At 61.7% G+C, this 21623-nt stretch carries 24 protein-coding genes, 1 pseudogene and 1 riboswitch; of the genes and pseudogenes, 5 read left to right on the top strand and 20 right to left on the bottom strand.

Annotated elements, in window-relative coordinates; all coding sequences use genetic code 11:
• Positions 1–250 precede the first annotated feature (250 nt).
• On the top strand, positions 251–1798 hold the full coding sequence (gene asnB / locus C6W91_RS18995; RefSeq protein ID WP_370571370.1) for an asparagine synthase (glutamine-hydrolyzing): 1548 nt from the start codon (positions 251–253) through the stop codon (positions 1796–1798).
• Positions 1799–1892: 94 nt separating this feature from the next.
• Here the strand turns inward: asnB and C6W91_RS18990 are convergent, their stop codons facing one another.
• The 8 genes from C6W91_RS18990 to C6W91_RS18955 form a co-directional block, all read right to left on the bottom strand.
• On the bottom strand, positions 1893–2486 hold the full coding sequence (locus tag C6W91_RS18990) for a rhodanese-like domain-containing protein (protein ID WP_370571369.1): 594 nt from the start codon (positions 2484–2486) through the stop codon (positions 1893–1895).
• A gap of 208 nt (positions 2487–2694) precedes the next feature.
• Positions 2695–2856, bottom strand: coding sequence for a hypothetical protein (locus C6W91_RS18985; protein ID WP_370571368.1), 162 nt, complete (start codon positions 2854–2856; stop codon positions 2695–2697).
• A 151-nt stretch (positions 2857–3007) separates the two neighbouring features.
• Positions 3008–3871: an aldo/keto reductase gene (locus C6W91_RS18980; RefSeq protein ID WP_370571367.1), complete on the bottom strand. Its 864-nt coding sequence runs from the start codon at positions 3869–3871 to the stop codon at positions 3008–3010.
• Between the two features lie 277 nt (positions 3872–4148).
• Entirely contained in the window at positions 4149–4544 is a 396-nt protein-coding gene (locus tag C6W91_RS18975; RefSeq protein WP_370571366.1) for a cupin domain-containing protein, read from the bottom strand.
• 23 nt (positions 4545–4567) lie between these two features.
• Positions 4568–5206, bottom strand: a complete 639-nt coding sequence (locus tag C6W91_RS18970) for an NADPH-dependent F420 reductase (protein WP_370571365.1) — start codon at positions 5204–5206, stop codon at positions 4568–4570.
• A gap of 49 nt (positions 5207–5255) precedes the next feature.
• Positions 5256–6017 (bottom strand): carboxymuconolactone decarboxylase family protein, encoded by a 762-nt coding sequence (locus C6W91_RS18965; protein ID WP_274828184.1) that lies wholly within the window; start codon positions 6015–6017, stop codon positions 5256–5258.
• A gap of 129 nt (positions 6018–6146) precedes the next feature.
• A complete protein-coding gene (locus C6W91_RS18960; protein ID WP_370571364.1) occupies positions 6147–7076 on the bottom strand; it encodes a LysR family transcriptional regulator in 930 nt (309 codons plus the stop codon).
• Between the two features lie 57 nt (positions 7077–7133).
• On the bottom strand, positions 7134–7589 hold the full coding sequence (locus C6W91_RS18955; protein ID WP_370571363.1) for a cupin domain-containing protein: 456 nt from the start codon (positions 7587–7589) through the stop codon (positions 7134–7136).
• Positions 7590–7785: 196 nt separating this feature from the next.
• Between C6W91_RS18955 and C6W91_RS18950 the strand changes: the two genes are divergently transcribed.
• Positions 7786–8988: an NAD(P)-dependent alcohol dehydrogenase gene (locus tag C6W91_RS18950; protein ID WP_370571362.1), complete on the top strand. Its 1203-nt coding sequence runs from the start codon at positions 7786–7788 to the stop codon at positions 8986–8988.
• Between the two features lie 72 nt (positions 8989–9060).
• On the top strand, positions 9061–9408 hold the full coding sequence (locus C6W91_RS18945; RefSeq protein WP_370571361.1) for a cyclophilin-like fold protein: 348 nt from the start codon (positions 9061–9063) through the stop codon (positions 9406–9408).
• A 237-nt stretch (positions 9409–9645) separates the two neighbouring features.
• On the opposite strand, the gene C6W91_RS18940 is transcribed toward C6W91_RS18945, so the two are convergent.
• From C6W91_RS18940 to C6W91_RS18890, 11 genes are all read right to left on the bottom strand, one after another.
• Positions 9646–10497, bottom strand: a complete 852-nt coding sequence (locus C6W91_RS18940; RefSeq protein WP_370571360.1) for a TonB family protein — start codon at positions 10495–10497, stop codon at positions 9646–9648.
• Positions 10494–10877, bottom strand: a complete 384-nt coding sequence (locus tag C6W91_RS18935; RefSeq protein ID WP_065271033.1) for a biopolymer transporter ExbD — start codon at positions 10875–10877, stop codon at positions 10494–10496. The genes C6W91_RS18940 and C6W91_RS18935 overlap by 4 nt, the downstream gene beginning before the upstream one ends.
• A gap of 5 nt (positions 10878–10882) precedes the next feature.
• A complete protein-coding gene (locus C6W91_RS18930) occupies positions 10883–11263 on the bottom strand; it encodes a biopolymer transporter ExbD (RefSeq protein ID WP_274840157.1) in 381 nt (126 codons plus the stop codon).
• Positions 11260–11901 (bottom strand): MotA/TolQ/ExbB proton channel family protein, encoded by a 642-nt coding sequence (locus tag C6W91_RS18925; RefSeq protein ID WP_370571359.1) that lies wholly within the window; start codon positions 11899–11901, stop codon positions 11260–11262. Before C6W91_RS18925 ends, C6W91_RS18930 begins: the two co-directional genes overlap by 4 nt.
• Before the next feature lie 11 nt (positions 11902–11912).
• Complete coding sequence (locus C6W91_RS18920) at positions 11913–12065, bottom strand: hypothetical protein (RefSeq protein WP_370571358.1); 153 nt, start codon at positions 12063–12065, stop codon at positions 11913–11915.
• Positions 12058–12723, bottom strand: a complete 666-nt coding sequence (locus C6W91_RS18915; protein WP_370571357.1) for an adenosylcobinamide amidohydrolase — start codon at positions 12721–12723, stop codon at positions 12058–12060. The genes C6W91_RS18920 and C6W91_RS18915 overlap by 8 nt, the downstream gene beginning before the upstream one ends.
• Positions 12723–13478 carry an ABC transporter ATP-binding protein gene (locus C6W91_RS18910; protein ID WP_370571356.1) on the bottom strand — a complete coding sequence of 252 codons (756 nt, stop codon included), beginning with the start codon at positions 13476–13478 and terminating at the stop codon, positions 12723–12725. Before C6W91_RS18910 ends, C6W91_RS18915 begins: the two co-directional genes overlap by 1 nt.
• A complete protein-coding gene (locus C6W91_RS18905) occupies positions 13475–14458 on the bottom strand; it encodes an iron ABC transporter permease (protein ID WP_065271038.1) in 984 nt (327 codons plus the stop codon). The genes C6W91_RS18910 and C6W91_RS18905 overlap by 4 nt, the downstream gene beginning before the upstream one ends.
• Positions 14455–15294 carry an ABC transporter substrate-binding protein gene (locus C6W91_RS18900; RefSeq protein WP_370571355.1) on the bottom strand — a complete coding sequence of 280 codons (840 nt, stop codon included), beginning with the start codon at positions 15292–15294 and terminating at the stop codon, positions 14455–14457. Before C6W91_RS18900 ends, C6W91_RS18905 begins: the two co-directional genes overlap by 4 nt.
• 3 nt (positions 15295–15297) lie before the next feature.
• Entirely contained in the window at positions 15298–17184 is a 1887-nt protein-coding gene (locus C6W91_RS18895; protein ID WP_370571354.1) for a TonB-dependent receptor plug domain-containing protein, read from the bottom strand.
• Between the two features lie 158 nt (positions 17185–17342).
• Positions 17343–17556, bottom strand: a riboswitch (cobalamin riboswitch).
• 473 nt (positions 17557–18029) lie between these two features.
• Positions 18030–18650: an Lrp/AsnC family transcriptional regulator gene (locus tag C6W91_RS18890; protein WP_370571353.1), complete on the bottom strand. Its 621-nt coding sequence runs from the start codon at positions 18648–18650 to the stop codon at positions 18030–18032.
• Here C6W91_RS18890 and C6W91_RS18885 point away from each other — a divergent pair.
• Both C6W91_RS18885 and C6W91_RS18880 read left to right on the top strand, forming a co-directional pair.
• Entirely contained in the window at positions 18649–19686 is a 1038-nt protein-coding gene (locus tag C6W91_RS18885) for a zinc-dependent alcohol dehydrogenase family protein (RefSeq protein ID WP_370571352.1), read from the top strand. The two genes, C6W91_RS18890 and C6W91_RS18885, sit on opposite strands and share 2 nt — an antisense overlap.
• Before the next feature lie 224 nt (positions 19687–19910).
• On the top strand, positions 19911–21092 hold the full coding sequence (locus tag C6W91_RS18880) for an aromatic amino acid transaminase (protein ID WP_370571351.1): 1182 nt from the start codon (positions 19911–19913) through the stop codon (positions 21090–21092).
• A 172-nt stretch (positions 21093–21264) separates the two neighbouring features.
• Here C6W91_RS18880 and C6W91_RS18875 read toward each other — a convergent pair.
• Positions 21265–21623, bottom strand: a pseudogene (locus tag C6W91_RS18875) (hypothetical protein); the annotation flags it as partial.

Raw genomic sequence — 21623 nt, 5'->3', positions numbered from 1 at the left:
TACATGAATCGATGCGCATCTGGCCGTCAACCCGCCAAAGTTCGGGTCTTCAGCGACTCCGAGTATAGCCATGGTGCCGCAAAACTTTAAAGGCGCCCGCCCATCGGCCAAAGCCGATCAGCAGCCCCCTTGCCCCGCCGCCGCCAAGACAGCGCAGCGCGGCCTGTCATGGCAAGGACGGCCCGGCGCGCGCAAAAAGCGGCCCCGCCCTTATGGCGACCGCTATGGAACCGATTGAGGACCAAGAACCATGTGTGGATTTGTTTGTTTCTGGAATACCAGCGATGCCGGGCTGGCCGAGGAGATGATCGCGAAGATCGCCCATCGCGGCCCCGACGAGGTGCATGTCCTCCGGCATGCGGATACGCCTGAGACAGAGCCCCTTGCAACAGAGACCGCCTTCACCATGGCCCATTGCCGGTTGTCTATCATCGGCCCCGAGGACGGCGCCCAGCCCATCCACCAGACAGGTGACATGCTGGTTGCCAATGGCGAGATCTACAACCACGCCGATCTGCGGGCAATCTTAGGCGATGCGGCGTTTGAGACGGCTTCTGACAGTGAAACGATCCTGCACCTGTTCCGCTCCGGGCGCTCCCGCTGGGTCACCCAGCTGGATGGCATGTTCGCCTTTGTTCTGATTACCAAAGACCGCATCATTGCCGCGCGCGATCCACTGGGGATCAAACCGCTATACATGGCGCGGCTGGGCAATGGGCTGGTCTTCGCTTCCGAGCTGAAGGCCTTTGACGGCGTCCCGGTCGAGCAGGTCGAAGCGGTCCCGCCCGGGCATCTGTTCGACAGCCGCACCGGCTGGCGGCAATGGTACCGCACGCCTCAGGGCGCTGCCGCAGCGGGCCCGGATCTCGATATCGACGGCACTGCGCAGGAACTGCGTCTGGTACTGGAGGGAGCCGTTGCCAAATGGATGGTCGCGGATGTGGAGGTGGGCAGCTTCCTCTCCGGCGGGCTGGACAGCTCGATCATCGCGGCGCTTGCCCAGAAGGCGCGCAAGGCACAGGGGCTGGGTCCGCTCAAGACCTTTGCCGTCGGCACCAAGGGCAGCCCCGATCTGGTTGCCGCGCGCGCCGTGGCTGAACATATCGGATCAGACCATTACGAGACGGTCTTTACCGCGCAGGACGTGGCCGAAGCCCTGCCGCATGTCCTTTATCATCTGGAATCGGCTGATGTGGATCTGGTGCGCTCGGCCCTCCCTACCCTGTTCGCAGCACGGCTGGCCCGGGCCAGGCTCAAGGCGGTACTGACCGGCGAAGGCGCCGACGAATTGTTCGCCGGCTATACCTATCACCACGGCTACGTCGACGATCCCCGAGCACTGGCACATGAGCTGACCCGGTCCCTTGGCACCATGCACAACATCAATCTGCAACGGGTCGACCGCGTCACCATGTCCGAGAGCCTCGAGGCCCGAACTCCGTTCCTGGATCGGGAGCTGATCGATTTTGCCCAGTCCATCCCCGCAGATCTGAAGATGCGCCGCACCGATCCTGCGGCTCCGGATGCAACCGGCGCAACGACGGAAAAGTGGATCCTGCGCAAAGCCTGCGAAGACCTGCTGCCGCCGGATCTGGTCTGGCGCAAGAAGGCGCAATTCGACGAAGGCTCCGGCACGGTCGATGCGCTGGAAGAGGCTCTTGCAGCGCTGATCGGCGGCCCCGTCACGCGGCAGTCAGAAGGCGCGCTGTATGAACGGCTGCTACGCGATGCCTATCGCAATCCCGAGCGGATCCTGGAGGCTGCTGGGTCCTGGGAGGCAGACCGGGTGGTCGCCTGAGGCACCGCCTGCCCGGTTTCCGGACCCGATTGCGCGCGCCTTGCAGCATCATCCACCTCAAGGCGCGCGCCATAGCAAATCGGTCTGGGCCGCCTCAGGAGCCGCCCGGCACCACGGTCAGGCCCAGCATGTTCCAATTCTGCATGCCACCGCGATAGTAGTAGATCTTCTCGGCCGGGAAGCCCGCCTCGATCATGCGGCGCGCGGCCGTCGGGGACTGGCCGCACCATGGCCCGTTGCAGAACAGGACCACCGACGGCACCTCGCCCTCGCAGATCCAGCCATCGAAATCCACCTCGCAGCCGAATTCCTCCAACCGGTCGGCAGCCTCGGTGTAAGGCACCGACATGGCACCCGGAATTGTGCCCTGCTCGTACTGCGGGCGAACGCGCCCATCGACAAGCAACGCCTCCCCGGATTTCAGGAACTCCAGCACCTCCAGCTCGCCAATGGTCGTCACCCCGGGTGCCGGTGTCATCGGCTGGATGCAGAAATTGGGACAGGGGCGCGAGGTCTTTGTCCAAGGTTCACCCAGACGCGCTTCGGGATCCTGATTGCGCTTGATCTCAACAGCGCCGCCAGGCGTTGTCACGGTCACGCTCATCATGTCCTTTGTGATGCCGACCTTATCCGCCAGTGCAGGCGCCGCGATGGCGGCTATACAAAGGCCCAATAGCATTCCACGCATGTCTGAATCCTCCCTCATCTCGTGCGCTTATCACATTCTAAAATTCGAATAACACACAGTCGAGGCATTTTTGATGCGTTCAGATCTCTCTCACTGCCTATGCCCGACGATCCTTGCAACGGCTATGATCCTTGCAGCGGCTATATGGAAGCTCCCCCAAGCGGCCCGCAAGCTTATGAAATCAATAATTTTTGCGCGCGGCGTATTCTTATGAATCGATTTCGCCACGGGTAAATCGCATATCGAGTTCGGACTGCGCGCCGGACGCTTTGCGCTGCGATGACGTCCCGTCGCCCCCGCGCCCCAGCCAGATCAGCCCGGCGACCACCAGACCCAGGTCGATCATCCAAAGCACGGGGCCAAAGATCATTCCGACCCCGTGACTATGGTCCCAGCCCACCATGTGCCCGTATTCTCGCGCCCTAACTGTCGCGGGCACGCCAAGCAGAACCGACAAATAGACCGGCGGGACCACAGGCCCCAACGGTTGTTTCAGTATCGGCCGATCCTGAAGGCGCCGCTTACATCTTGCCGCCGTAGACCGGGAAGAAACTATGTTCGCCATAGTCCTTGATCTTCTCGATGGACTTCAGTGCATCCATATCTGTGTCGGAGATTTCGAAATCCACCGCCGCGTTGTTGGCCATGTGATCCGGGTTTCCGGTCTTCGGCAAAGGCAGCAGGCCCAGCTGCAGACAATAGCGAATGCCAAGCTGCGGGATGCTGACGCCGTATTTCTCGGCCATTGCGCCGACCTCGGTATTCTTGAACAGCTCACCATGACCGACAGGCGAATAGGCCTCGACAAGGATCCCTTTGCTCTTGGTGTAGTCGATCAGGTCAAAGGGCGTGTTGCTGATATGGGCCAGGATCTGGTTCAGCATCGGTTTGACGGTGGCGTTCTCGATCAGGTTGTCGAGATCTTCCTTCTGGAAATTGGACACACCGATGGCGCGCAGTTTGCCTGCTTCAAGCGCCTCTTCCAGCGCTTTCCACGCGGCAAGATTGCCTTCGAAGTACCGGTCGTCGCCTGCAAAATTTTCCCACGGCTGCGGGCTGTGGATGATCATCAGATCGATATAGTCCAACCCCATCGTGGCAAGAGAGCCGTCGATGGCTGCCTTGGCCTCGTCATAGGTCTTGATGCCGGCGTCCAGCTTGGTGGTCACGAAAATCTCGCCGCGGTCCACGCCGCAGTCACGGACTCCTTCGCCAACACCGCGTTCGTTGGCATAGGCCTGCGCGGTGTCGATGTGGCGATAGCCAAGGTTCACAGCCGCCTTGACCGCATCCGCAACTACCGCGTCGTCGATCATCCAGGTGCCAAGACCAAGTTTCGGAATCTCGACGCCATTGGAAAGAGTGTAAGTTTCTTTAAGGATCATTGGGGTTTTCCTTTGTCATAGTGTATCGCCAATGGCTCCCCTGCCGTCGATCGAGCGGCAGAAGTTCCAGTGCGTATCTGATGGGGTGGAACGTATGGCAGGCAGGCTCCTGCGATAATCCATGCAGAATTGAACCCACTGATGAGTTCAGATCATTAATGGCGGAACGCCAAGGCGGCGCGCACTGTGCCATGCGTCCTTGATGCCCGCGGCAACTATCGCCGATGCAAGACCCTTGGGCAGCGAGCAGGTCTAACCCGCCTGCTCGCCCCAAAGATCAGCCGTTGTAGTCTTCGTCGCTGACCTTCTCCATCCAGTCAACGGCGACACCATCGATGCTTTCCTGGATGGCGTGGTGGCTCATGGCGGTGTCAGGCGATGCGCCGTGCCAGTGTTTTTCACCAGCCGGGAACCAGACTACATCGCCTGCGCTAACCTCTTCGACGGGGCCGCCTTCGCGCTGCACACGTCCGCGGCCAAATGTGATGATGATGGTTTGCCCTGCCGGATGAGTGTGCCACGCGGTGCGGGCGCCGGGTTCGAATGTCACATGGGCACCGCTGACCCGCCCGGGGTCTTCGGCCTGAAACACCGGGTCGATCCGGACCGAGCCGGTGAACCAGTCTTCGGGGCCCGGTTTGGACGGCGCGCTGCCGGAACGGATGATTTTCATGGTTGATCTCCTTTCATGCGCGGTCAGCCGCGCAGTTTTTCAAATCGATAGGTCAGCGCCGGACCGCCAGGCTGCACATAGGCCAGCTCGACCGTCGCCATGGCAAAGGGTTCGACAAAACGCCCATTGCGCAGCCCCCCGGTTTCAAGCGGTTCAAACCCGATGTCCCGGATCAGCGTTCCTGCGATCTCTTTTGCCTCCGCATCATCACCATAGGTAAAGACCTGCGGCGAGGGCGTTTGTCCCTTGCGGTCAAACACAGGCCGGAAACTCTCGGACGGGATGGTGTTGAAACACGACACCCAGCGGGCTTTGGGCCGGGCCTTGGCCAGCTCTTCGGCGCCCGAGGACGTTGTGCCCACCACCAGCTCTGTGTTGCTGTCATTCAGCGGCACGCAGCAATTGAGCACGACCTTTCCCGCCAGATCTCCGGCCTGCTGCAGGGCATCGTCGATGCGTGACCAATGCACCGCAAGAAGCAGCACATCCGCTCCTGCGACCGCTTCGGCAACCGTGCCCGATGTTCCGCCGCAATCGCCTGCGAGACGCGCAAGCCTGGCAGTGCTGCGAGAATAGGAGAAACACACGTCATGACCACAGGCTGCCCAGAGTGAACCAAGCTTGGCGCCCATGAGGCCGGAGCCCAGAATTCCGATCTTCATGCATCTCTCCTTCTGACTTTTGCTGCCTTTCCCGAATCTTCATACGGTCTTATTGCCCGCGATTTTCAAACACCTCTTTGGCAATGGGCATGGCCGAGAATACCTTTGGCCAGCCCGCGTAGAAGGCAAGGTGCGACAGCATGGCCCCAGCTTCCTCCTGCGAAAGACCATTGTCCATGGCGCGGTTCAGGTGAAAGGTCATCTGCTCGGGCTGACCTGCGGCGATCAAGGCGGCGACGGTCACAAGGCTGCGGTCGCGGGGGGCAAGATCCGGGCGCAGCCAGAGGTCCAGAAACAGCACTTCGCGGGTGTTGTCGACAACACCAATACTGACGTCGCTATAAAGGCCACTGACAAACTTTTCACGGGCGGCTTCGGCCTCTTCATTGAGCGGCAACAGATCCGGGGACACGGGCGGCAAGGCATCGATCGACACGCCGCGAGCGGCAAACACAGGCGCAGCGGCCTCGGACGCTGCAGTTGCATTGCCAAAACCAGTGTAGAAGGCCAGGTGGGTGATCGTCTCGGACAGCTCTGCCGGGGTCACGCCCGCGTCCAGTGCCAGAGCGACATAGCTGCCAAGATTTTCCGTTTCGTGACGTGTCACAAGCGCTGCGAATGTCAGCAGTGCACGGTCACGCATCGACAGCGCCTCATTGGTCCATTCCGAGCCGAAGATCGTATCCGTGGCATAGGCTTCCAGCGCCGGGGAGACTTGCCCCACTGCATCGGGCAGCGTGGTTTTCACATCCTGGGCAAAGGCCGGGCTGGTCATCAGCGCAAAGGCAGAGGCGGCAATAGAGGTCTTCATCGGGATCTCCTGTTGGGTTGCTTCTGCGTGATGATGTGGCCCCTTTTCCCGAAAGCTTAATGCCCGTCCTGATCACCCCACTCATGATGCCATTTCATGAATGCCTAGCCTCATACCCTTCCTTTGGTCTCAGCCGCGTTCACGCAGAGCCTCCAGCACCACGCTGAACGCCGAGGACGGGCGCTGGCGGCTGGGGTAATAAAGGTGGAAGCCCGAAAAATAGGGAGAATAATCGCCAAGGCACATCTGCAGCGCGCCACTGTCGAGACGCGACTGGGCAAGGCGTTCCGGGATGAGGGCAAGACCATGCCCATCCGTGGCCGCCTGCATCACTGGATTGACCGTGTTGAAACAGGCCTGACCTTTGACTTTGACGTTGATCTCGTTGCCGTCCTTGTCCTCAAACTCCCAGGCATAAAGCGCGCCGTGGGTGGAAAGACGCAGGTTGATACAGCGGTGATCGGACAGGTCCTGCGGCACCTTTGGTGTGCCCATTTCCTTGAAATACTCAGGGGCACCGACACAGACCATCCGCTCATCCGGGCCGATCCGCATAGCGATCATCCCCTCGCTGACCTGATCACCATAGCGCACCCCTGCATCGCATTGTGACGCCGCCAGATCGGTATAGCCGTAGTCCATGACAAACTCGATATTCACCGAAGGATACTTCTTGAGCACCGGCGACAGCTTGGGCCACAGGATGCTTTCGATGGCGTATTCCACGGCCACGATCCGCACTGTCCCCGTTGGCTGATCCTGCGCGTCATTCAGCGCCTGCAGCCGGTTTTCGATCTTCTCGAAACAGGGGTTGAGCGTGGCAAGCAGGTCCTCTCCCTCGATGGTCGGGGCAACACTGCGTGTGGTGCGGGTCAGAAGGCGCAAGCCCAGCCGCTGCTCCAGCCCCTTGATTGTATGGCTCAGCGCGGATTGCGACACGTTCAGCCGTGCCGCAGCCCGCGTGAAACTGCGCTCTTCCGCAACAGCAGCAAAGGCAATCAGGTCGTTGATGTTCTCGCGTATCATGAAAGGGGCCGGGATTTGTGTGTTGTTGCTCATGGTCGTTCTTCCACAATCTATGTCCGGCCTTCATGAAATCGATGATTAAGTTGCGCTTCAGTCGAGGTATTCCTCCTCCGTGACCTTGTCACCCCAACTGACAGCCGAGCCATCGACCACCGCCTGAATGGCGTAATGTGTCACCGATGTGCTGTCGCTTGCGCCGTGCCAGTGTTCAACACCGGGCGGGCACCAGACCACATCACCGGCCTTGATGACCTGCTTGTCCTGACCGCGCTCCTGGGTCCAGCCGGTGCCATGGGTAACGACCAGCAGCTGCCCTGCCGGATGCGTATGCCAAGCAGAGCGGGCGCCGGGAAGAAACGTCACCTCGCCAGCGCTGACATTATTCATCTGGGGGCCGAATACAGGGGAGATATAGGCCGTACCGGTAAAGACCGTGCCGCTTCCAATTTGGCCGGGCCGGTCTTCGTGCCGGCTGATCTCCACGGATTGGGCAAAGGCGGTTGAGGCGGCGAGCATGAGCGCGGGGGCCGTGAGCATGAGTTTCATGGCATTTGTCCTTTTTGGTTGATCGCGTTGGATAGGACAAAAGGTAGAGAGCTCCGCCAGCCGGATCATGGGCCTGTTCTGCACAGCATTCATGACGGCTTCTCATGAATGCTGTGCAGCAGGCCGGGATTATCCAATGCGGAGAATGGAGTATCTTGGTCCTGTACCTCGTAGCCAACCGTCCAAGGAGATTCCCATGTGTGAAGCCTGCAACCAAAAGGCCGAAATCCTGACCCGCGAGGGCGAAAGCCGCCGGTCCTTCCTTGGCGGCACCGCGGCCATGGCAACCGCCCCGCTCGCCGCTGCGGCCCTGTCCAGCGAGGCCAAGGCGCAGGAGGCCGCAAGCCCGCTTGGCGCCAGCAATGTACAAAGCTGGGCCGCCTTCGACACCAGCGGATCCTTTGCACCGCACACCATCCCTCGCCGTGCAGCCGGTCCAAAGGATGTGGTGGTCGAAATCCTGTACAGCTCGATCTGCCACTCGGACATCCACACCTACAAAGGCGACTGGGGGATGCCGACCTTTCCGCTGGTCCCTGGCCATGAAATGGTGGGCCGCGTCACCGGCGTCGGCGCCGAGGTGACCAAGTTCCGCGAAGGCGACATCGCAGGTGTAGGCACCATGGTCGACAGCTGCGGCGAATGTGCGAACTGTCTCGCTGACCGGGAACAGAATTGCCTGAATGGCACCACCTTCACCTACAACTCCCCAGACAAGATCTCGGGCGGGGTCACATATGGTGGTTACTCGAAGAAGATCGTCGTGAAAGAGGACTTTGCGCTTCGCATTCCGCCGGGGGTGGATCTCGCGGGTTTTGCGCCTCTGCTGTGCGCAGGTATCACGACTTTCTCGCCGATCAACCACTGGGATTTGCAGCCCGGGCAGCGCTATGGCGTGATCGGCATGGGTGGTCTTGGCCACCTTGCGGTAAAGCTCGCCGCTGCAAAAGGTACCGAGGTTGTCGTCTTCACCACATCCAAGGATAAGCTGGAGGACGCGAAATCCTTTGGTGCGTCCGAGGCTTATCTCTGGTCCGATGAAGACGCCATGCGCCGCCAGATGGGCAGTTTTGATCTTATGCTCTCCACGGTGCCGGTGGCCTACCCGATGCAACCATTCCTCAATATGCTCAAGCTCGACAAGACCCTGGTCAATGTTGGCGCGCTGTTCCCCATCGAAGGGGCGCATGGCATGATGATGGGGTTCGGCCGTCAAAGCCTGGCAGGTTCGATGACCGGTGGCATCGCCGAAACGCAGCGGGTCATTGATTTTGCCGCCCATCACGGCATCGCAGCGACCTATGAAATGATCACTCCGGATCAGATCGGCGCGGCTTGTGAAAAGGTCGTCAGAAAGCAGGCCCGCTATCGCTATGTCATCGACATGACCAAGGCCTGATCATCATGGCCAAGGCCGGACACTCAATTACGCCTTGGTCGCATTTCAGGAAATCTGAGGAGGACAATGAACGTGAACTGGCTCAAAACTCCGGCTTTGGCACTGATGAGTGCGCTCGCGCTGTCCGCTCCCGTCGTGGCAGAAACATCTGGTACAGCGACACAGAAAGAAGGCACCATGACCAAAATCGAGTTCATATTTGGCGAAGACCGCCTCTCAGCAACGCTGGATGATACTGCTGCCGGACGGGATTTTGCGGCGATGCTGCCGCTTGAGCTGACCCTTACGGACTACCACGGAATTGAAAAAATTTCCGACCTGCCCCGCAAACTTGACACAACAGGCGCACCGGCAAGCTACAAGCCCGAAACCGGCGACATCACGTTATATGCGCCTTGGGGCAATCTGGCAATCTTCTAAAAACCGTTCCAGAACTCCCGCGGCTTGGTGCGTCTCGGGGCGTTCGATGGCGATATCGCACCTTTGGTGCGTTCCGCCCCCTACACAGTCCGCATAGAAATCGCCGACTGACACGGTTGCCGGTCAGCAGGTGTCCAGCGGTCATCCAGTGGCACAGAAATGCCTCCCGACCGGCAAGTCCTGCGCGGCATTTACTGTACTCCTTGTTCCTGTCCCGAGGACGCTGAACTGCAAGCGTCACCTAGTGAAACGGGGTGAGAAATCGAAGGTATAGGTACCCGGCGCCAGCGCCTTGGGCGCACGTGGGTACCGTGTTTTTTGCGCCGCCTGCAATGCGGCATGGTCCAGCGTCGAACTGCCGGAGCTGCGCACGACAGAGGCCCCGATCAGCCGTCCTTGGGTCGAAACTTTCAGGCGCACGCGGGCTTTGCCCTGATCGCCGCCACGCGGGCGCCGCATCTGGCGTTCAATCCTAGACAGGATGGCCGCGCCCCAGCGGCGTTTCAGCTTGGCATCCCGGGCAGCGTTTCCGGTGCTGGCTTCGTCGCCCCCATTGTCACCACGGGCGCTGCGCTGGCCGCTGCCTGCGGCCTGCTGGTTCACGGCCACCGAAGCCGCTGCCGGTTTTGCCTCTGCCGGAGCCTCAGCTGCTGGCGCCGGTTCGGGCGGCGGGGCTGGCGCAGGCGGTGCCGGAGCAACCGGCGGAGGCGCAGGCGGTGGGGGAGCAGGCGGCGGCGGTGGGGATGCGGGTTTTTCGGGTACGGCCTCTGCCTGGGCCGCCGGGGCCAGCACGGCCGGAGCGGAGGTTGGAAGGTCCGGCACAGAGGACGGGCTGGCAGACGGGACGGGCTGCGGATTGGCGATTGGAGCGGGCTGCACTACGGCAGACATCTGAGTGGTGATCTCCTGCGGGCGCCGCCATTTGGACACCTGCTGGGCCAGCTCAGCCGAGGCCGCCACCAGCGTGATCTGACCCGTGCCGCCGCTGCCCTCTGCCTCTGTGCCGCCATCCGGAAGCGCCACAAAGGGCAGCGCGTGCAAAAGCGCCGCCGAGGCAAGGCATGCCGGAAAGAGCGCGATACGGCTCATGATCCGGTTCCGGTCAATGTCACCGATGCGATGCCCGCCGCCCTGAGCCGGGCAATCAGCGCCGCGACTTCATGCGCCGGAACCTCGGCATCGGCCCGCAGGGTCAGCACCCCGATCTGCCCGGCCTGCGCCGTCACCGCAGCGATGGCGCCCTCATCCTGCGCGCCCGCAAAATGCAGACGGCCATCGGCGGCCATGAACAGCACGGCCTCGGGCGCCGAGGGATCCCCGCTCTCCAGTTTCGGCGGCACCACCGCAAAGGGCGCGCGCGGCGCGATTTGCGAGGACAGGAGGAAAAAGATCAGCAGCAGGAAGACCACGTTGATCATCGGCAGGATCGGCTCACCTGTTTCGCGCTTTTTTGGTGTGGAGAAATCCAAGCCGCTCACTCCATGACCACGAGGCCGGTGAAGCCTGCATCGGTCAGAAGCACCGCCGCATCCATCAGCTGCTGGAGCGACGCGGTTTTGTCCGGTTGCAGGATGATGGCGTCCGACATCTCCTGCGTCAGCGGGATCAGCTGCGCTGCCAGAGCCTCGGATGCAACGGGAATCCCGTTCAGATGCAAACCATCCGCCGTGACCAGCACCAGCCGGGGTGCCCCCTGATAGGCGGCTCCTGCCCCGCCCATGGTCAGCGGCACCACCCGGTCGCGGCCAAATTGCGAGGCCAGCATGAAGAACACCAACAGCAGGAACACCACGTCGATCATCGGCGCGAGGCTGATGCGCTTTTTCCGGCGCGGTGCTCCGAAGGCCAGTGTCATTGCGCGGCCTGCTCCAGCGATGGGCGGGCGGCGGCTGCGGTGAAGACGCGGGTGGCGGCATCCTCCATCCGGGCCTGTTCACGCTCGGCCAGCCCTTCGATCCAGGACGCCAGCGCCGAGGCCGGGATCGCCACGGCCATGCCCGCAGCCGTGGTCAGCAGCGCCTCCCAGATGCCGCCGGCCAGCACCGAAGGATCCGCGCCACTGCCGCTTTCCTGCAGGGCCTGAAAGGCGCCGATCATGCCCAGAACGGTCCCCAAGAGGCCGACCAGCGGCGCAATCGCCGCGATCAGCTCCAGCGGGCGCAGACCATGACGCAGGGCGGCCAGCTCGGCCTTGGCGATGCGGGTGGTTTCCTTTTCTGCGGTCTCGGGGCTGAACTCGGGCGTCAGGAGCGCCACCATCGCCGACCGGGTGACCCGGTCCAGCGGCGTGCGCCCGGGTGCAATAGGCACCGCCCCCCCGGCCCGCCATTGATCCAACCATCTTTCGGATTGCGGCCTGCGCCAGACCCCGACCTGTGCCAGCCCGATCAGGCGCCACAGAAACAGGGCGAGGGTCAGAACCGACAGCGCGCCAATGACCCAGAGGGCGGGGCCGCCGCGGGCCATGAAATCGAAAAGAGGGGCAAAGGACATAGCAGCCTCCGTCAGTGGCCCGGAAGTCCCGGGTTGGTTTGCTCAGCGCCGCGGTCAAAACGCGCCGAATGGAAGTCTGCCGGACGGTCGTGACCCGGCCAGATGGTGCAGGCGCGGCCCGCCTGCGTCAACGCCGCTGTCGGCATATTCACGCGCTCAAGCATCGACCGCCCTCCGGGCGTTGGACACCTTCCACTCCAGCGCGCCGGTGTGGACGGCCTTGTAGACGGCTTTTCCGGTGGCTTCGCCCGTGGCGGTGTGCAGCCCGGCATAGGGATTTGCCCCGGCAGGTGCAGCAACCGCGACGCAGTCGGTGCCGGTGCCGGTTGCTGTTCCGCCGCCGCCCGGCAGCTCAAACCCCGCATCCATCACGGCTGCGGTGCGGGCCTGAACCACGATGCTCAGCGCCTCAATCAGCCCGGCCTGCGTCAGCCCTTCGGAAAGGCGCAGCGCGACATTGATGGTGCCCCAGTCGCGGCGGGAGTAATCCACCCGGTTGCCGATCCGTTCACCGTTTGACAAGCCGACGGTCGCCACCGCTTGGGCCGAGATCCCCTCGACCGTGGCCAAGGCTTCGCAATAGTGCCGCACATCCCGTGAGGTGAGGAAAGCGACCGCGTCGCTGCCGCCGCGCTGCGCCAGCTCGCCTGCGAACCATTCGGTGACATCCAGATCGCGCGGCAGGTCGCTGTTCCTGACCTCGCGCCACAGGATGCGGCGAGCGGTGACAAATCCGGGCCGGTTCACCGCCCAGCTCAGCACCTGCATCTCGGCGCCGAGATCAAACTCGATCCATGGGCGCTGCAGGGTGACCGCGCCCATCACAGCACCTCCAGCGGCTGGAATATCGGGCCCTGCGCTGTGGTCTCGTGCCAGACCGAGATGCCAAAGGCGCGCGCCATCAGATCGGGCGTCAGCACCTCGGCGGGAGGGCCATCGGCCATGATACCGCCCTCGGCCAGCAGGATCAGCCGCGTACAGTGACGGGCGGCCAGTCCCAGATCGTGCAGGGACACCAGCGCCGCGCGCCCTTCGACGGCGAGGCTGGCAAAGACCTCCATGGTGGAGATCTGATGCGAGGGATCCAGCCCGGCAGAGGGCTCATCCGCCATCAAAAGCGGCGTATCCTGGGCCAGTGCCCGGGCGATCAATGCGCGGGCCTGCTCGCCGCCTGACAGGCGCGATGCGGCGCGCTTGCGGAACGAGTCCAGTCCCATGCGAGAGATTGCCTGATCCACCAGGGCCTGATCGGCGGCTGGCAGTCGCCGCCCCTGCGGCAAATGCGGCAGACGGCCCAGCGCCACCAGTCGCTCCACCGGGATCGGCCAGGCGATCTCGCGCGATTGCGGCATCCAGGCCACCGTGTGGGCTCTTTCAGAAGCATTCATTGTGGCCAGCGAACTGCTGCCCGTAGCCGGGATCAGCCCCAGCGCCGCCCGCATCAGGCTGGTTTTCCCAGCGCCATTCGGACCCAGCAGGCCGACAAACTCACCCTTGCCAATCTCAAAGGACACATCGCGCAGCACCGGACGGCTACGCAGGGTCACAGAAAGGTTCTGGACCGAAAGCACGCTCATGCCAGCCCCTTCCGCGTCTTGTAGATCAAGTGCAGGAACAGGGGTGCGCCAACCAGCGCGGTGACCACGCCCAGCTTGAGATCGCGGGTGGGCAAGATCAGCCGCACAGCAATATCCGCCAGTTGCAACATGATCGCGCCGCCAAGGGCCGAGGCCCAAAGCAGCCGCGAGGGCTGCCCGTCGACGAACGGACGCAGAATATGCGGCACCACAAGCCCGACAAAGCCGATGGCGCCCGCAACTGCCGTGGTGCCACCGGCAATGCTTGCAGTGCCGACGACCAGAAGCCAGCGCAGCTGCCTCAAGTTCACGCCCATGGTCTGGGCAGCATCCTCGCCCAGAGTCAGCGCATCCAGCCCGCGCCCCAGCGGCAGCAGGATCACCATCCCGGCCAGAACAAAGGGCAGCGCCAGCCAGACATGTTGCATCGAGCGGTCCGACAGCGACCCCATCATCCAGAAGACGATCTCATTAGCAGCAAAGGGATTGGGCGAGAGGTTCAGAACCAGCGAGGTCAGCGCCCCTGCCATTGCCGAAATGGCGATACCCGCAAGGATCAGCGTCAGTGATCCCCCATGCTGCCCGGCCAGCGCCATCACCAGAAACACACCGCCCAGAGCGCCAGCCAGCGCCGACAGCGGCAGGCCCAGCGTGGCGGTGGCAGCGAGGCCGGTGTTGATTGCCAATACCGCCCCCAGCGCCGCCGAGGAGGACACACCGATCAGCCCCGGCTCGGCCAGCGGGTTGCGCAGGTAGCCTTGCATCGCCGCGCCCGCCAGCCCCAGCCCGGCGCCGATGACCGCGGCCAGGATTGCCCGCGGCAGTCGGATTTCGCGCATCACAAGGCTGAGCGGGCCATAGCCATCGTCAAACAGGGCCGCCAGGCTTTCGCCCACACCGACATCTGCAGGCCCCACCGTCAGGGAGATCAGGAACAGTGCCAGCACCGCCGCCGAGAGGCACAGCATGAGCCGGGTCATTGGCGGGCCTCACGTTCCATGAAGGCGCGGCGCTCTGCCGCCAGTGTCTCTACCGCGCGCAACACATGCGGTGTCGGGCAGATCCAGTCGGCATTGCGGATTTCCCCGGCGCCGCTGCGCCCGGCCAGCGTGCGCACCAGCGGATGTTTCAGGATTTCCTCGCTGCGGGAATTGCGCGGATAGGCGGTGGTGCCGACCAGCAGATCCGGCTCTGACAGCACCAGCAGCTCCAGCGGCAGCTGGCCGGAATGGGAATAGCCCAGTTCATCGGCGATGTTGCGAAATCCTGCCGCCTCCAGGATTTGCCCGGCCAGCGTCTGGCTGCCTGCAGTATATCCGTTGGCCGCATAAAGCGCGGCGCGCGGGCGGTTGTCCGGGGCATCCGCCCGCAGAAACTCCAGCTGCTGGTCAAAATCCGCCAGCAACCGGCGCGCGGCTTCCTGACGGCCCAGCGCCTCACCTACCTCAACGATGCGGGTTCGGACATCCTCCAGCGAAAAGGCTGGCCCGAATTCCGCCACCGGCACGGCAAGGCGGCGCAGCATATCCATCGTTGCAGGCGCCGAAGATGCGCCAGCGATCACCAGATCCGGCTTCAGCAGGTAGATTTCTTCCGCCAGCCCGTGATTGACCGGATAGGCCTGCGCCTCTTCGGCCATGGCCGAGGCCCGCGGATCCCGGGCGACGAAGGAAATCGAGATCAGCTGTCCCGGCGCGGCCAGCATCATCGCCATCTGATCCACGCAGAGATTCATCGTAACAACGCGCGACGGCCCGGCAAAGGCTCCGGTGGCGGCCCAGAAAAGGGCCAGGGCTATGCCGGGCAGCCAGCGCATCGATCAGAAGGAGGCCCGGACGCCGATATAGGCGGCGCGGCCGCGTTTCGCGTAGCCCCAGACGTCCGAGTATTCCTCGTCAAACAGATTGGTGACACGACCGGTCAGGACCACATTCGGGTTCAGCTCATACTGGGCAGAGAGATCGACAGTGGTATAATCCGGCAGTTCGGCCGTGGCATAGGTGCCAAAGAACTGGCTGTCCCAGTTGCCCGCCACGTGACGAACATCCGCAGTGATGGACCCGCGGCCATTGAAAGTGTCGAGCGTGGCGCTCAGCAGCAGTTCGTGTTCGGGGCGGCGCACCTCGACCGTACCATTGGGGTTGGTGGCATCCAGATAGGTGTAGGACAGACGGAGATCGAGGTTTTCCGTGGCCTCAAGGCTGGCCGCCAGTTCGACACCTTTGCGCTCGCTGTCTCCGGCCTGATTGCGGAAGGAGAAGGTGGTCGCATTCACCATATAGGCTTCGATCTCACCCGTCAGCGTTTCGTCGAAATAGGTCACATCAACCAGCCCGCGCCCCTGCAGGAACGGCACCTCGACACCCAGATCAAAGCTGCGGTTTTCTTCGGGCTGCAAGTTCTGATTGCCCAGATAGGTAGTGGCACCAAAGGTGCTGTTGGCAAAGAGCTCAAAATAGGTCGGGTTCACGATACCGGTGCCGGCCGAGCCATGCAGGCGCACACCGCTGCCCGCAAAGGTATAGGACGCACTGGCGTTCCAGCTGGTGGCATCTTCGAAGGCATTGTTGTTGTCGCGGCGCACGCCCAGTTGCAGATCCAGACCATTGGCAAAGCTGCCACGGTATTCCAGCGCGATCGAATTGGTTTTGCGCGCAAAGGCCGGATTGGAACGGCTGGAATCCTCTTCCCATTCCAGAATGGCGTTCAGCAGGTGATCTGTCAGCTCTACCGACTGGCCATCAAGGCCAAAACTTAGCAGGTATTTCGCCGCTTCCGTCTTTGTCTCGGTCAGGGCGCCGCCGTTGTAGGATTGGTCAAAATCCGTACGCTCGTAAGACAGACGGTGTCTCAGGCGTCCGCCCAACGTGTCGAGCTCGGCAAAGATCTGAGCCAGCTGTTCATCGCGGTCGCTGAACTGGGTGGGATCATCCACCACATAGCTGGCCGCATCGGTGGCGGTGAAGGAGGTGCTGTCGCTGTCGAAACGCTCTTCCGAGGCACGCAGGTTGAAGCCCAGCTTCAGCCGCTCGGTGACAAGGTAGTCGCCTTTCACCTGCGCGGTGTTGCGGCGGATACCATCCTCTTCGCCGCCGCTGCCGGAGAAGTCGTAGCCATCGTCATTATCATGGGCGAGGTTGAGCGAAATGCCTCCGCGTTCGGTCCGGGACGACACCCGCGCCGATGCCCGGTAGCCGTCCGAGCCGACTTCGGCGCTGCCACCGTATTCGGTGCCGATGCCGCCACTCTTGGTGATGATGTTGATCACACCCGCCGAGGCGTTGGATCCGTAGAACACCGATTGCGGGCCGCGCAGCACCTCGATCCGCTCGATATTGGCGGTATCAAGGCCAGACAGGATATAGTCGCTGTCGCCGCCCGAGGCCTCGATGCCGTCGATCAGGATCAGGGTGTGGTTGGCTTCGGCGCCACGGATGCGGACCTGTGTAAAGCTGTCACCTGCACCGGTGACCATCAGACCAGGAACCGAGCGCAGCGCATCCTGAACCGTGGTGATGCCGCGCTGTTCGATCTCTTCGCTGGTCACGACCGAAACCGAGCGACCGTATTTCTGCGCCTCGACAGGGGTAAAACCACCGGAGACGATGAGTTCGCCCAGATCGATGATCTCCGCCTCCTGGGCGGTTGCAATTGCGGGGGTAGTGACCATCAGGGTGGCGGCCAGGGACAAGCTTACCTTGCGCATCGTTTCAGTTCTCCCAGCCTGCACATTCGGTGCAGGAAAAGTGGCTGCCCATCGCGGGCAACATGTACAAATCATCGGTCTTTGGAAGGCAATGCTTCCACAGACGGTTCAATTGCCACCACTACGGAAGTCCGTCGTCCTCGGCGCGCCCCGCACCCGGACTGGGTGATCCTTCTGGCAGGTCTCCTGACTCGCGGGTCGCAGCTTTGCCGCGCCTTCCCGCCCCCTCTCGGGGCAGTGGCATATCGCAGCATTGCTCTCCGCTCACAGTTGCGGGGGCAGTCATGGTTTTGACGTCTTGTTCCGACGCCTTACCATGTTCCCTTTTACCCGGATGGTATTCCCAGCCGGACCAGAATGGCCGGACTTAGGCAAACTGGATTTACTCTGTCAAGAAGGAGTAGACGCCGCCGAGGATGGAGTTTTCAAACAATGGACCGCGCACACCAGCAACAATCGCCTGAAATCAACTGCTAAGTGATGGTTTCAATGCTGCAAACGCAATGCTGTGCCGCATCGACCGCAACCTTTGCGCAGGCGATATTCCACGCTACGGCATGGTTCCCCGTTCCGATCTCCACCGAATCCAATGGCTGGGGTCGTGGCTGTCCCCCCTGCCCCGCATCACGGACAGATTTCCCCTGGCAATGCCCCTGCGGTGGCAACGCGCCTCTTCCGCATCCCGGCGAAGCTATGGCGTTTCCATCTTCGCCCAAGCGTTCCAGTACGAGACCGCGCATGAACGCCCAGATCTTCGCAAAGGTCTGTCGCGGGCACAGGTTCAGTCCGGCGGCCGGTTACAGGCTCCGATTCAAACACGACGGAAAACCAGCTTGCGCGGCAGTCTATTTCATTGATGCTGCACTGACGGGCAGCTTGCTCGACGCCTTCATTTCTTTCAATGAGAGGTTGGACCGAATGCTGGTGACACCGGGTAGCCGCCTCAGAGTGCTGTCGACGAAACCACTGTAATCATCGAGATCACGGGCAACCACGATCAGCAGGAAATCATCCGCGCCGGTCGTGTTGTGGCAAGCCAGGATGTTCGGTGTCGTCTCAACGATGCGCTGAAATTCTGCCGTCGCGGCTTGATCATGCTCGGAACAGCGCAGCTGGACGAAGGCCATAACGCCGAGGCCGAGCTTTCGACGGCTCAGATTGGCTTGATAACCTTCGATGATGCCGCTTTCTTCAAGACGTTTGAGCCGCCTCCAACAGGGGGTCTCGCTCATACCCAGATGCTCGGACAACTTGGCATTGGTCATGCGGCCATCCTCCTGCAACAGGGTCAAGATCTCGGCATTGACGGCGTCGATGTCAGGCATGGGTAGATATCTTTCAATAATGACGATTCCATAGGGAACTCCACTCCAGATTTGCGCAATATGGGGAGGATTGGCAAAGGTATTTCCCTCATCCAGACTATGATCTCGTCCAAAATACTCTTCAGCGAAAGATCCTGCCATGAAAGCCGTCCTTTTCGAAAAATTCCAAAGCGCGCCAAAGCTGGTTACCGTGGACGACCCGACGCCAGAGCCGCATGGCGTTGTCCTCAGGGTTGCGGCCACCGGCGTCTGCCGCAGCGACTGGCATGGCTGGATGGGACACGACAGCGACATCGACTTGCCGCATGTGCCTGGCCACGAGTTGGCTGGCGTCGTCGAGGCCGTTGGGAATGACGTCACAAAATGGAAGGTTGGCGACAAGGTCACCGTGCCATTCATCTGTGGGTGCGGCAGCTGTTCCGAATGCCATTCCGGCAACCAGCAGGTCTGCCTGCAGCAGGAACAGCCGGGTTTTACCCACTGGGGATCCTTTGCGGAATACGTAGGCATTCATCAGGCCGATCTGAACCTTGTCGGCCTGCCCGAGACCATGAATTTTGCCACTGCCGCGAGCCTTGGTTGCCGCTTTGCAACCTCATTTCGGGCGGTGGTAGATCAAGGGAAGGTCAGCGCAGGACAATGGGTGGCTGTGCATGGTTGCGGCGGCGTAGGCCTGTCCGCCGTGATGATCGCCTCGGCTTGTGGGGCCAACGTGATCGGCGTGGACCTTGATCCAGCTAAGTTGACGCTGGCGAAGGAGCTTGGCGCCGTGACGGTGCTAAACGGTAGGGAGGCCGGCGTGCCGGAGGCCATTCGGGAGATCACCCGCGGAGGTGCCCACGTCTCTCTCGACGCACTTGGTCACCCGTCAACTATGACCAATTCAATCCTCTGCCTGCGGTCGCGGGGCAAGCATGTGCAGGTGGGTCTGATGCTGGGTGAGCACGCGGCACCGACCGTTCCAATGCCAAAGATCGTCGGGCAGGAAATCGAATTGCTTGGTTCACACGGGATGCAGGCACATCGCTACGGCGCGATGCTTGACCTCGTCGCCAGCGGCAAGCTGGATCCGGCACGACTGGTCGGAGAGCAGATCAGCCTTGCCGATGCCCCTCAGGCCCTGATGGAGATGGATAAATTCCGCTCCGTGGGTGCCACTGTCATTACCCGCTTTTGAGCCATGGAGAAAATCGCATTCATCGGAAATGACACCTTGGCCTGCGTTATCGCCGACGGTCAAAGGCGATATGCCAACGGAAAAACCGCCCGGCGCGTGACGCAGCCCAACATGACGCTTCATGCGGCTGAAAAAGTAATGACTGACGACCAAGGCGGCACGATGATGCCCCGTGCGATCACAGCATGCCTTAGGCGGACCGTCGAACTGGGAAAGGGTGAATAATGTTTGAGCAGGTGGAAGAATACCCTGTAGATCCAATCATGATCGGGGCAGAGTATTTCGCTCAGGACCCGCGGCAGGACAAGCTGAACTTGACGGTTGGCATCTATCAGGACGCGCAGGGACAGACCCCGGTCTTGAAGGCCGTCAAACAGGCAGAACAGCGGCTGGTCGAAAGCCAGACCAGCAAGTCCTACCTCGCGCTCACGGGCGATGTGGAGTATTGCGCGGTGCTCGGCCACGAGATCATGGGCGACGCCTACAGCAGCGACTGGATCGCGGCACAAACCTCCGGCGGTGCGGTTGCCCTGCGGGTGATCGCAGATCTTCTGTCTCAAATGCCAAAAAAAACCACGGTCTGGCTGCAATCTCCGACCTACGGCAACTATGTCCCGATTCTCTCCGCGGCGCAGGCGAACTTCCGATCCCTGCCCTATTACGATTCGACCCGCAGCGAGCTCACTTTTGACGAAATGCTCGACGGGCTCAGGGCCGCCAGCCCCGGCGATGTCTTCCTGATGCAAGGCGCCTGTCACAACCCGACCGGAGCGGATATGACATCAGAGCAAATCGCAGCTCTGCTCGACATCCTGGAAGAGCGCGGCATTGTGCCCTGGATCGACCTCGCCTACCTCGGGTTCGCCCGCAGTTTCGATGCAGACTGCGACTTCGCCCGACAAATTGCGGAACGGTTTCCCGAGTGCATTGTCTGCATCACCCTGTCCAAGTCCTTTGGCCTTTATCGTGATCGCGCCGGGGCACTTTTTGTCAAAACACGCACCCCAGATCGCAATCGCGTTAAACGGGCGGTCACCGCAATCGTCCGCTCGGGGGCATCACACGCGCCCGACCATGGCTGCTCTGTTGTTCGCACCATCCTGCAAGACCCCAAGCTCAAGGCGCTCTGGCAGGATGAACTCGAACAGATGCGGGATCGTGTGGCACAGATGCGTGAGACGATCGTCAAAGCGGAACAAGATACCTATGGCACAGGAACCCTCACGTTTCTCGGTCGGCAGAAGGGGATGTTCTCTTTGTTGCCGCTGACCAAATCCCAGGAAGTCGCGCTAACCCGCGACCATGGCATCCACGTCGTACAAGGCGGGCGCATCAATGTGGCACGGCTACGTGACCAGGACGTCCTGTGGCTGGTCCGTGCGGTCCAAAATGTCATGGCTGACTGAAACTCACCAGGAATGGTGTCGATTGCACCACGTCACCTTGGTCTGACGGTCACGCTGTATCTTCCTAGTGGTGCTGCTCGGACGCTTGCCGCGTCAATGACAGGGACTATCGAAAGCGTGAACCGGACGGGCGCCAAACGGCGCCCGTCCAAAAGCAAGTTATGTTGTTCGGTTATCCCCAGAGGGTGAAGGTATCCCCGTTCAGGTCCCACTCTCCGGGCGACACCAGCACATCTTCCAGCAGGACGCTGCTTTCGTGGCTGGTACCCGCTTCTGCGGTAAGCAGTGTATCTGCTCCGCTCTGCGTGACGCTGACAGACAGGTCGCCAAGGCCCCATCCCTTGATTTCAAGCGTATCACCGACCTCAAAATCGGTGACGACATCCGAGCCAAAATCGAAGGTATCAACTCCGTTGCTGTAGAGATCGAACTGGAAATGATCGGCGCCGGATCCGCCGGTGATCACGTCGTTGCCATCGTCACCGAAGAGCAGATCCGAGCCGCTTCCGCCAATCAGGCTGTCATCGCCCG

It is taken from the genome of Phaeobacter sp. SYSU ZJ3003, assembly GCF_041300735.1.
Classification (GTDB): domain Bacteria; phylum Pseudomonadota; class Alphaproteobacteria; order Rhodobacterales; family Rhodobacteraceae; genus Phycobacter; species Phycobacter gallaeciensis_A.
This window is presented reverse-complemented; position numbering and strand designations above follow the sequence as displayed.

Excerpts from the sequence above, each read along its gene's own strand:
- asnB (WP_370571370.1), top strand. The coding sequence starts at position 251 with ATGTGTGGATTTGTTTGTTTCTGGAATACCAGCGATGCCGGGCTGGCC.
- C6W91_RS18990 (WP_370571369.1), bottom strand. The coding sequence starts at position 2,486 with ATGCGTGGAATGCTATTGGGCCTTTGTATAGCCGCCATCGCGGCGCCT.
- C6W91_RS18985 (WP_370571368.1), bottom strand. The coding sequence starts at position 2,856 with ATGATCTTTGGCCCCGTGCTTTGGATGATCGACCTGGGTCTGGTGGTC.
- C6W91_RS18980 (WP_370571367.1), bottom strand. The coding sequence starts at position 3,871 with ATGATCCTTAAAGAAACTTACACTCTTTCCAATGGCGTCGAGATTCCG.
- C6W91_RS18975 (WP_370571366.1), bottom strand. The coding sequence starts at position 4,544 with ATGAAAATCATCCGTTCCGGCAGCGCGCCGTCCAAACCGGGCCCCGAA.
- C6W91_RS18970 (WP_370571365.1), bottom strand. The coding sequence starts at position 5,206 with ATGAAGATCGGAATTCTGGGCTCCGGCCTCATGGGCGCCAAGCTTGGT.
- C6W91_RS18965 (WP_274828184.1), bottom strand. The coding sequence starts at position 6,017 with ATGAAGACCTCTATTGCCGCCTCTGCCTTTGCGCTGATGACCAGCCCG.
- C6W91_RS18960 (WP_370571364.1), bottom strand. The coding sequence starts at position 7,076 with ATGAGCAACAACACACAAATCCCGGCCCCTTTCATGATACGCGAGAAC.
- C6W91_RS18955 (WP_370571363.1), bottom strand. The coding sequence starts at position 7,589 with ATGAAACTCATGCTCACGGCCCCCGCGCTCATGCTCGCCGCCTCAACC.
- C6W91_RS18950 (WP_370571362.1), top strand. The coding sequence starts at position 7,786 with ATGTGTGAAGCCTGCAACCAAAAGGCCGAAATCCTGACCCGCGAGGGC.
- C6W91_RS18940 (WP_370571360.1), bottom strand. The coding sequence starts at position 10,497 with ATGAGCCGTATCGCGCTCTTTCCGGCATGCCTTGCCTCGGCGGCGCTT.
- C6W91_RS18930 (WP_274840157.1), bottom strand. The coding sequence starts at position 11,263 with ATGACACTGGCCTTCGGAGCACCGCGCCGGAAAAAGCGCATCAGCCTC.
- C6W91_RS18925 (WP_370571359.1), bottom strand. The coding sequence starts at position 11,901 with ATGTCCTTTGCCCCTCTTTTCGATTTCATGGCCCGCGGCGGCCCCGCC.
- C6W91_RS18920 (WP_370571358.1), bottom strand. The coding sequence starts at position 12,065 with ATGCTTGAGCGCGTGAATATGCCGACAGCGGCGTTGACGCAGGCGGGC.
- C6W91_RS18915 (WP_370571357.1), bottom strand. The coding sequence starts at position 12,723 with ATGGGCGCGGTCACCCTGCAGCGCCCATGGATCGAGTTTGATCTCGGC.
- C6W91_RS18910 (WP_370571356.1), bottom strand. The coding sequence starts at position 13,478 with ATGAGCGTGCTTTCGGTCCAGAACCTTTCTGTGACCCTGCGTAGCCGT.
- C6W91_RS18905 (WP_065271038.1), bottom strand. The coding sequence starts at position 14,458 with ATGACCCGGCTCATGCTGTGCCTCTCGGCGGCGGTGCTGGCACTGTTC.
- C6W91_RS18900 (WP_370571355.1), bottom strand. The coding sequence starts at position 15,294 with ATGCGCTGGCTGCCCGGCATAGCCCTGGCCCTTTTCTGGGCCGCCACC.
- C6W91_RS18895 (WP_370571354.1), bottom strand. The coding sequence starts at position 17,184 with ATGCGCAAGGTAAGCTTGTCCCTGGCCGCCACCCTGATGGTCACTACC.
- C6W91_RS18885 (WP_370571352.1), top strand. The coding sequence starts at position 18,649 with ATGAAAGCCGTCCTTTTCGAAAAATTCCAAAGCGCGCCAAAGCTGGTT.
- C6W91_RS18890 (WP_370571353.1), bottom strand. The coding sequence starts at position 18,650 with ATGGCAGGATCTTTCGCTGAAGAGTATTTTGGACGAGATCATAGTCTG.
- C6W91_RS18880 (WP_370571351.1), top strand. The coding sequence starts at position 19,911 with ATGTTTGAGCAGGTGGAAGAATACCCTGTAGATCCAATCATGATCGGG.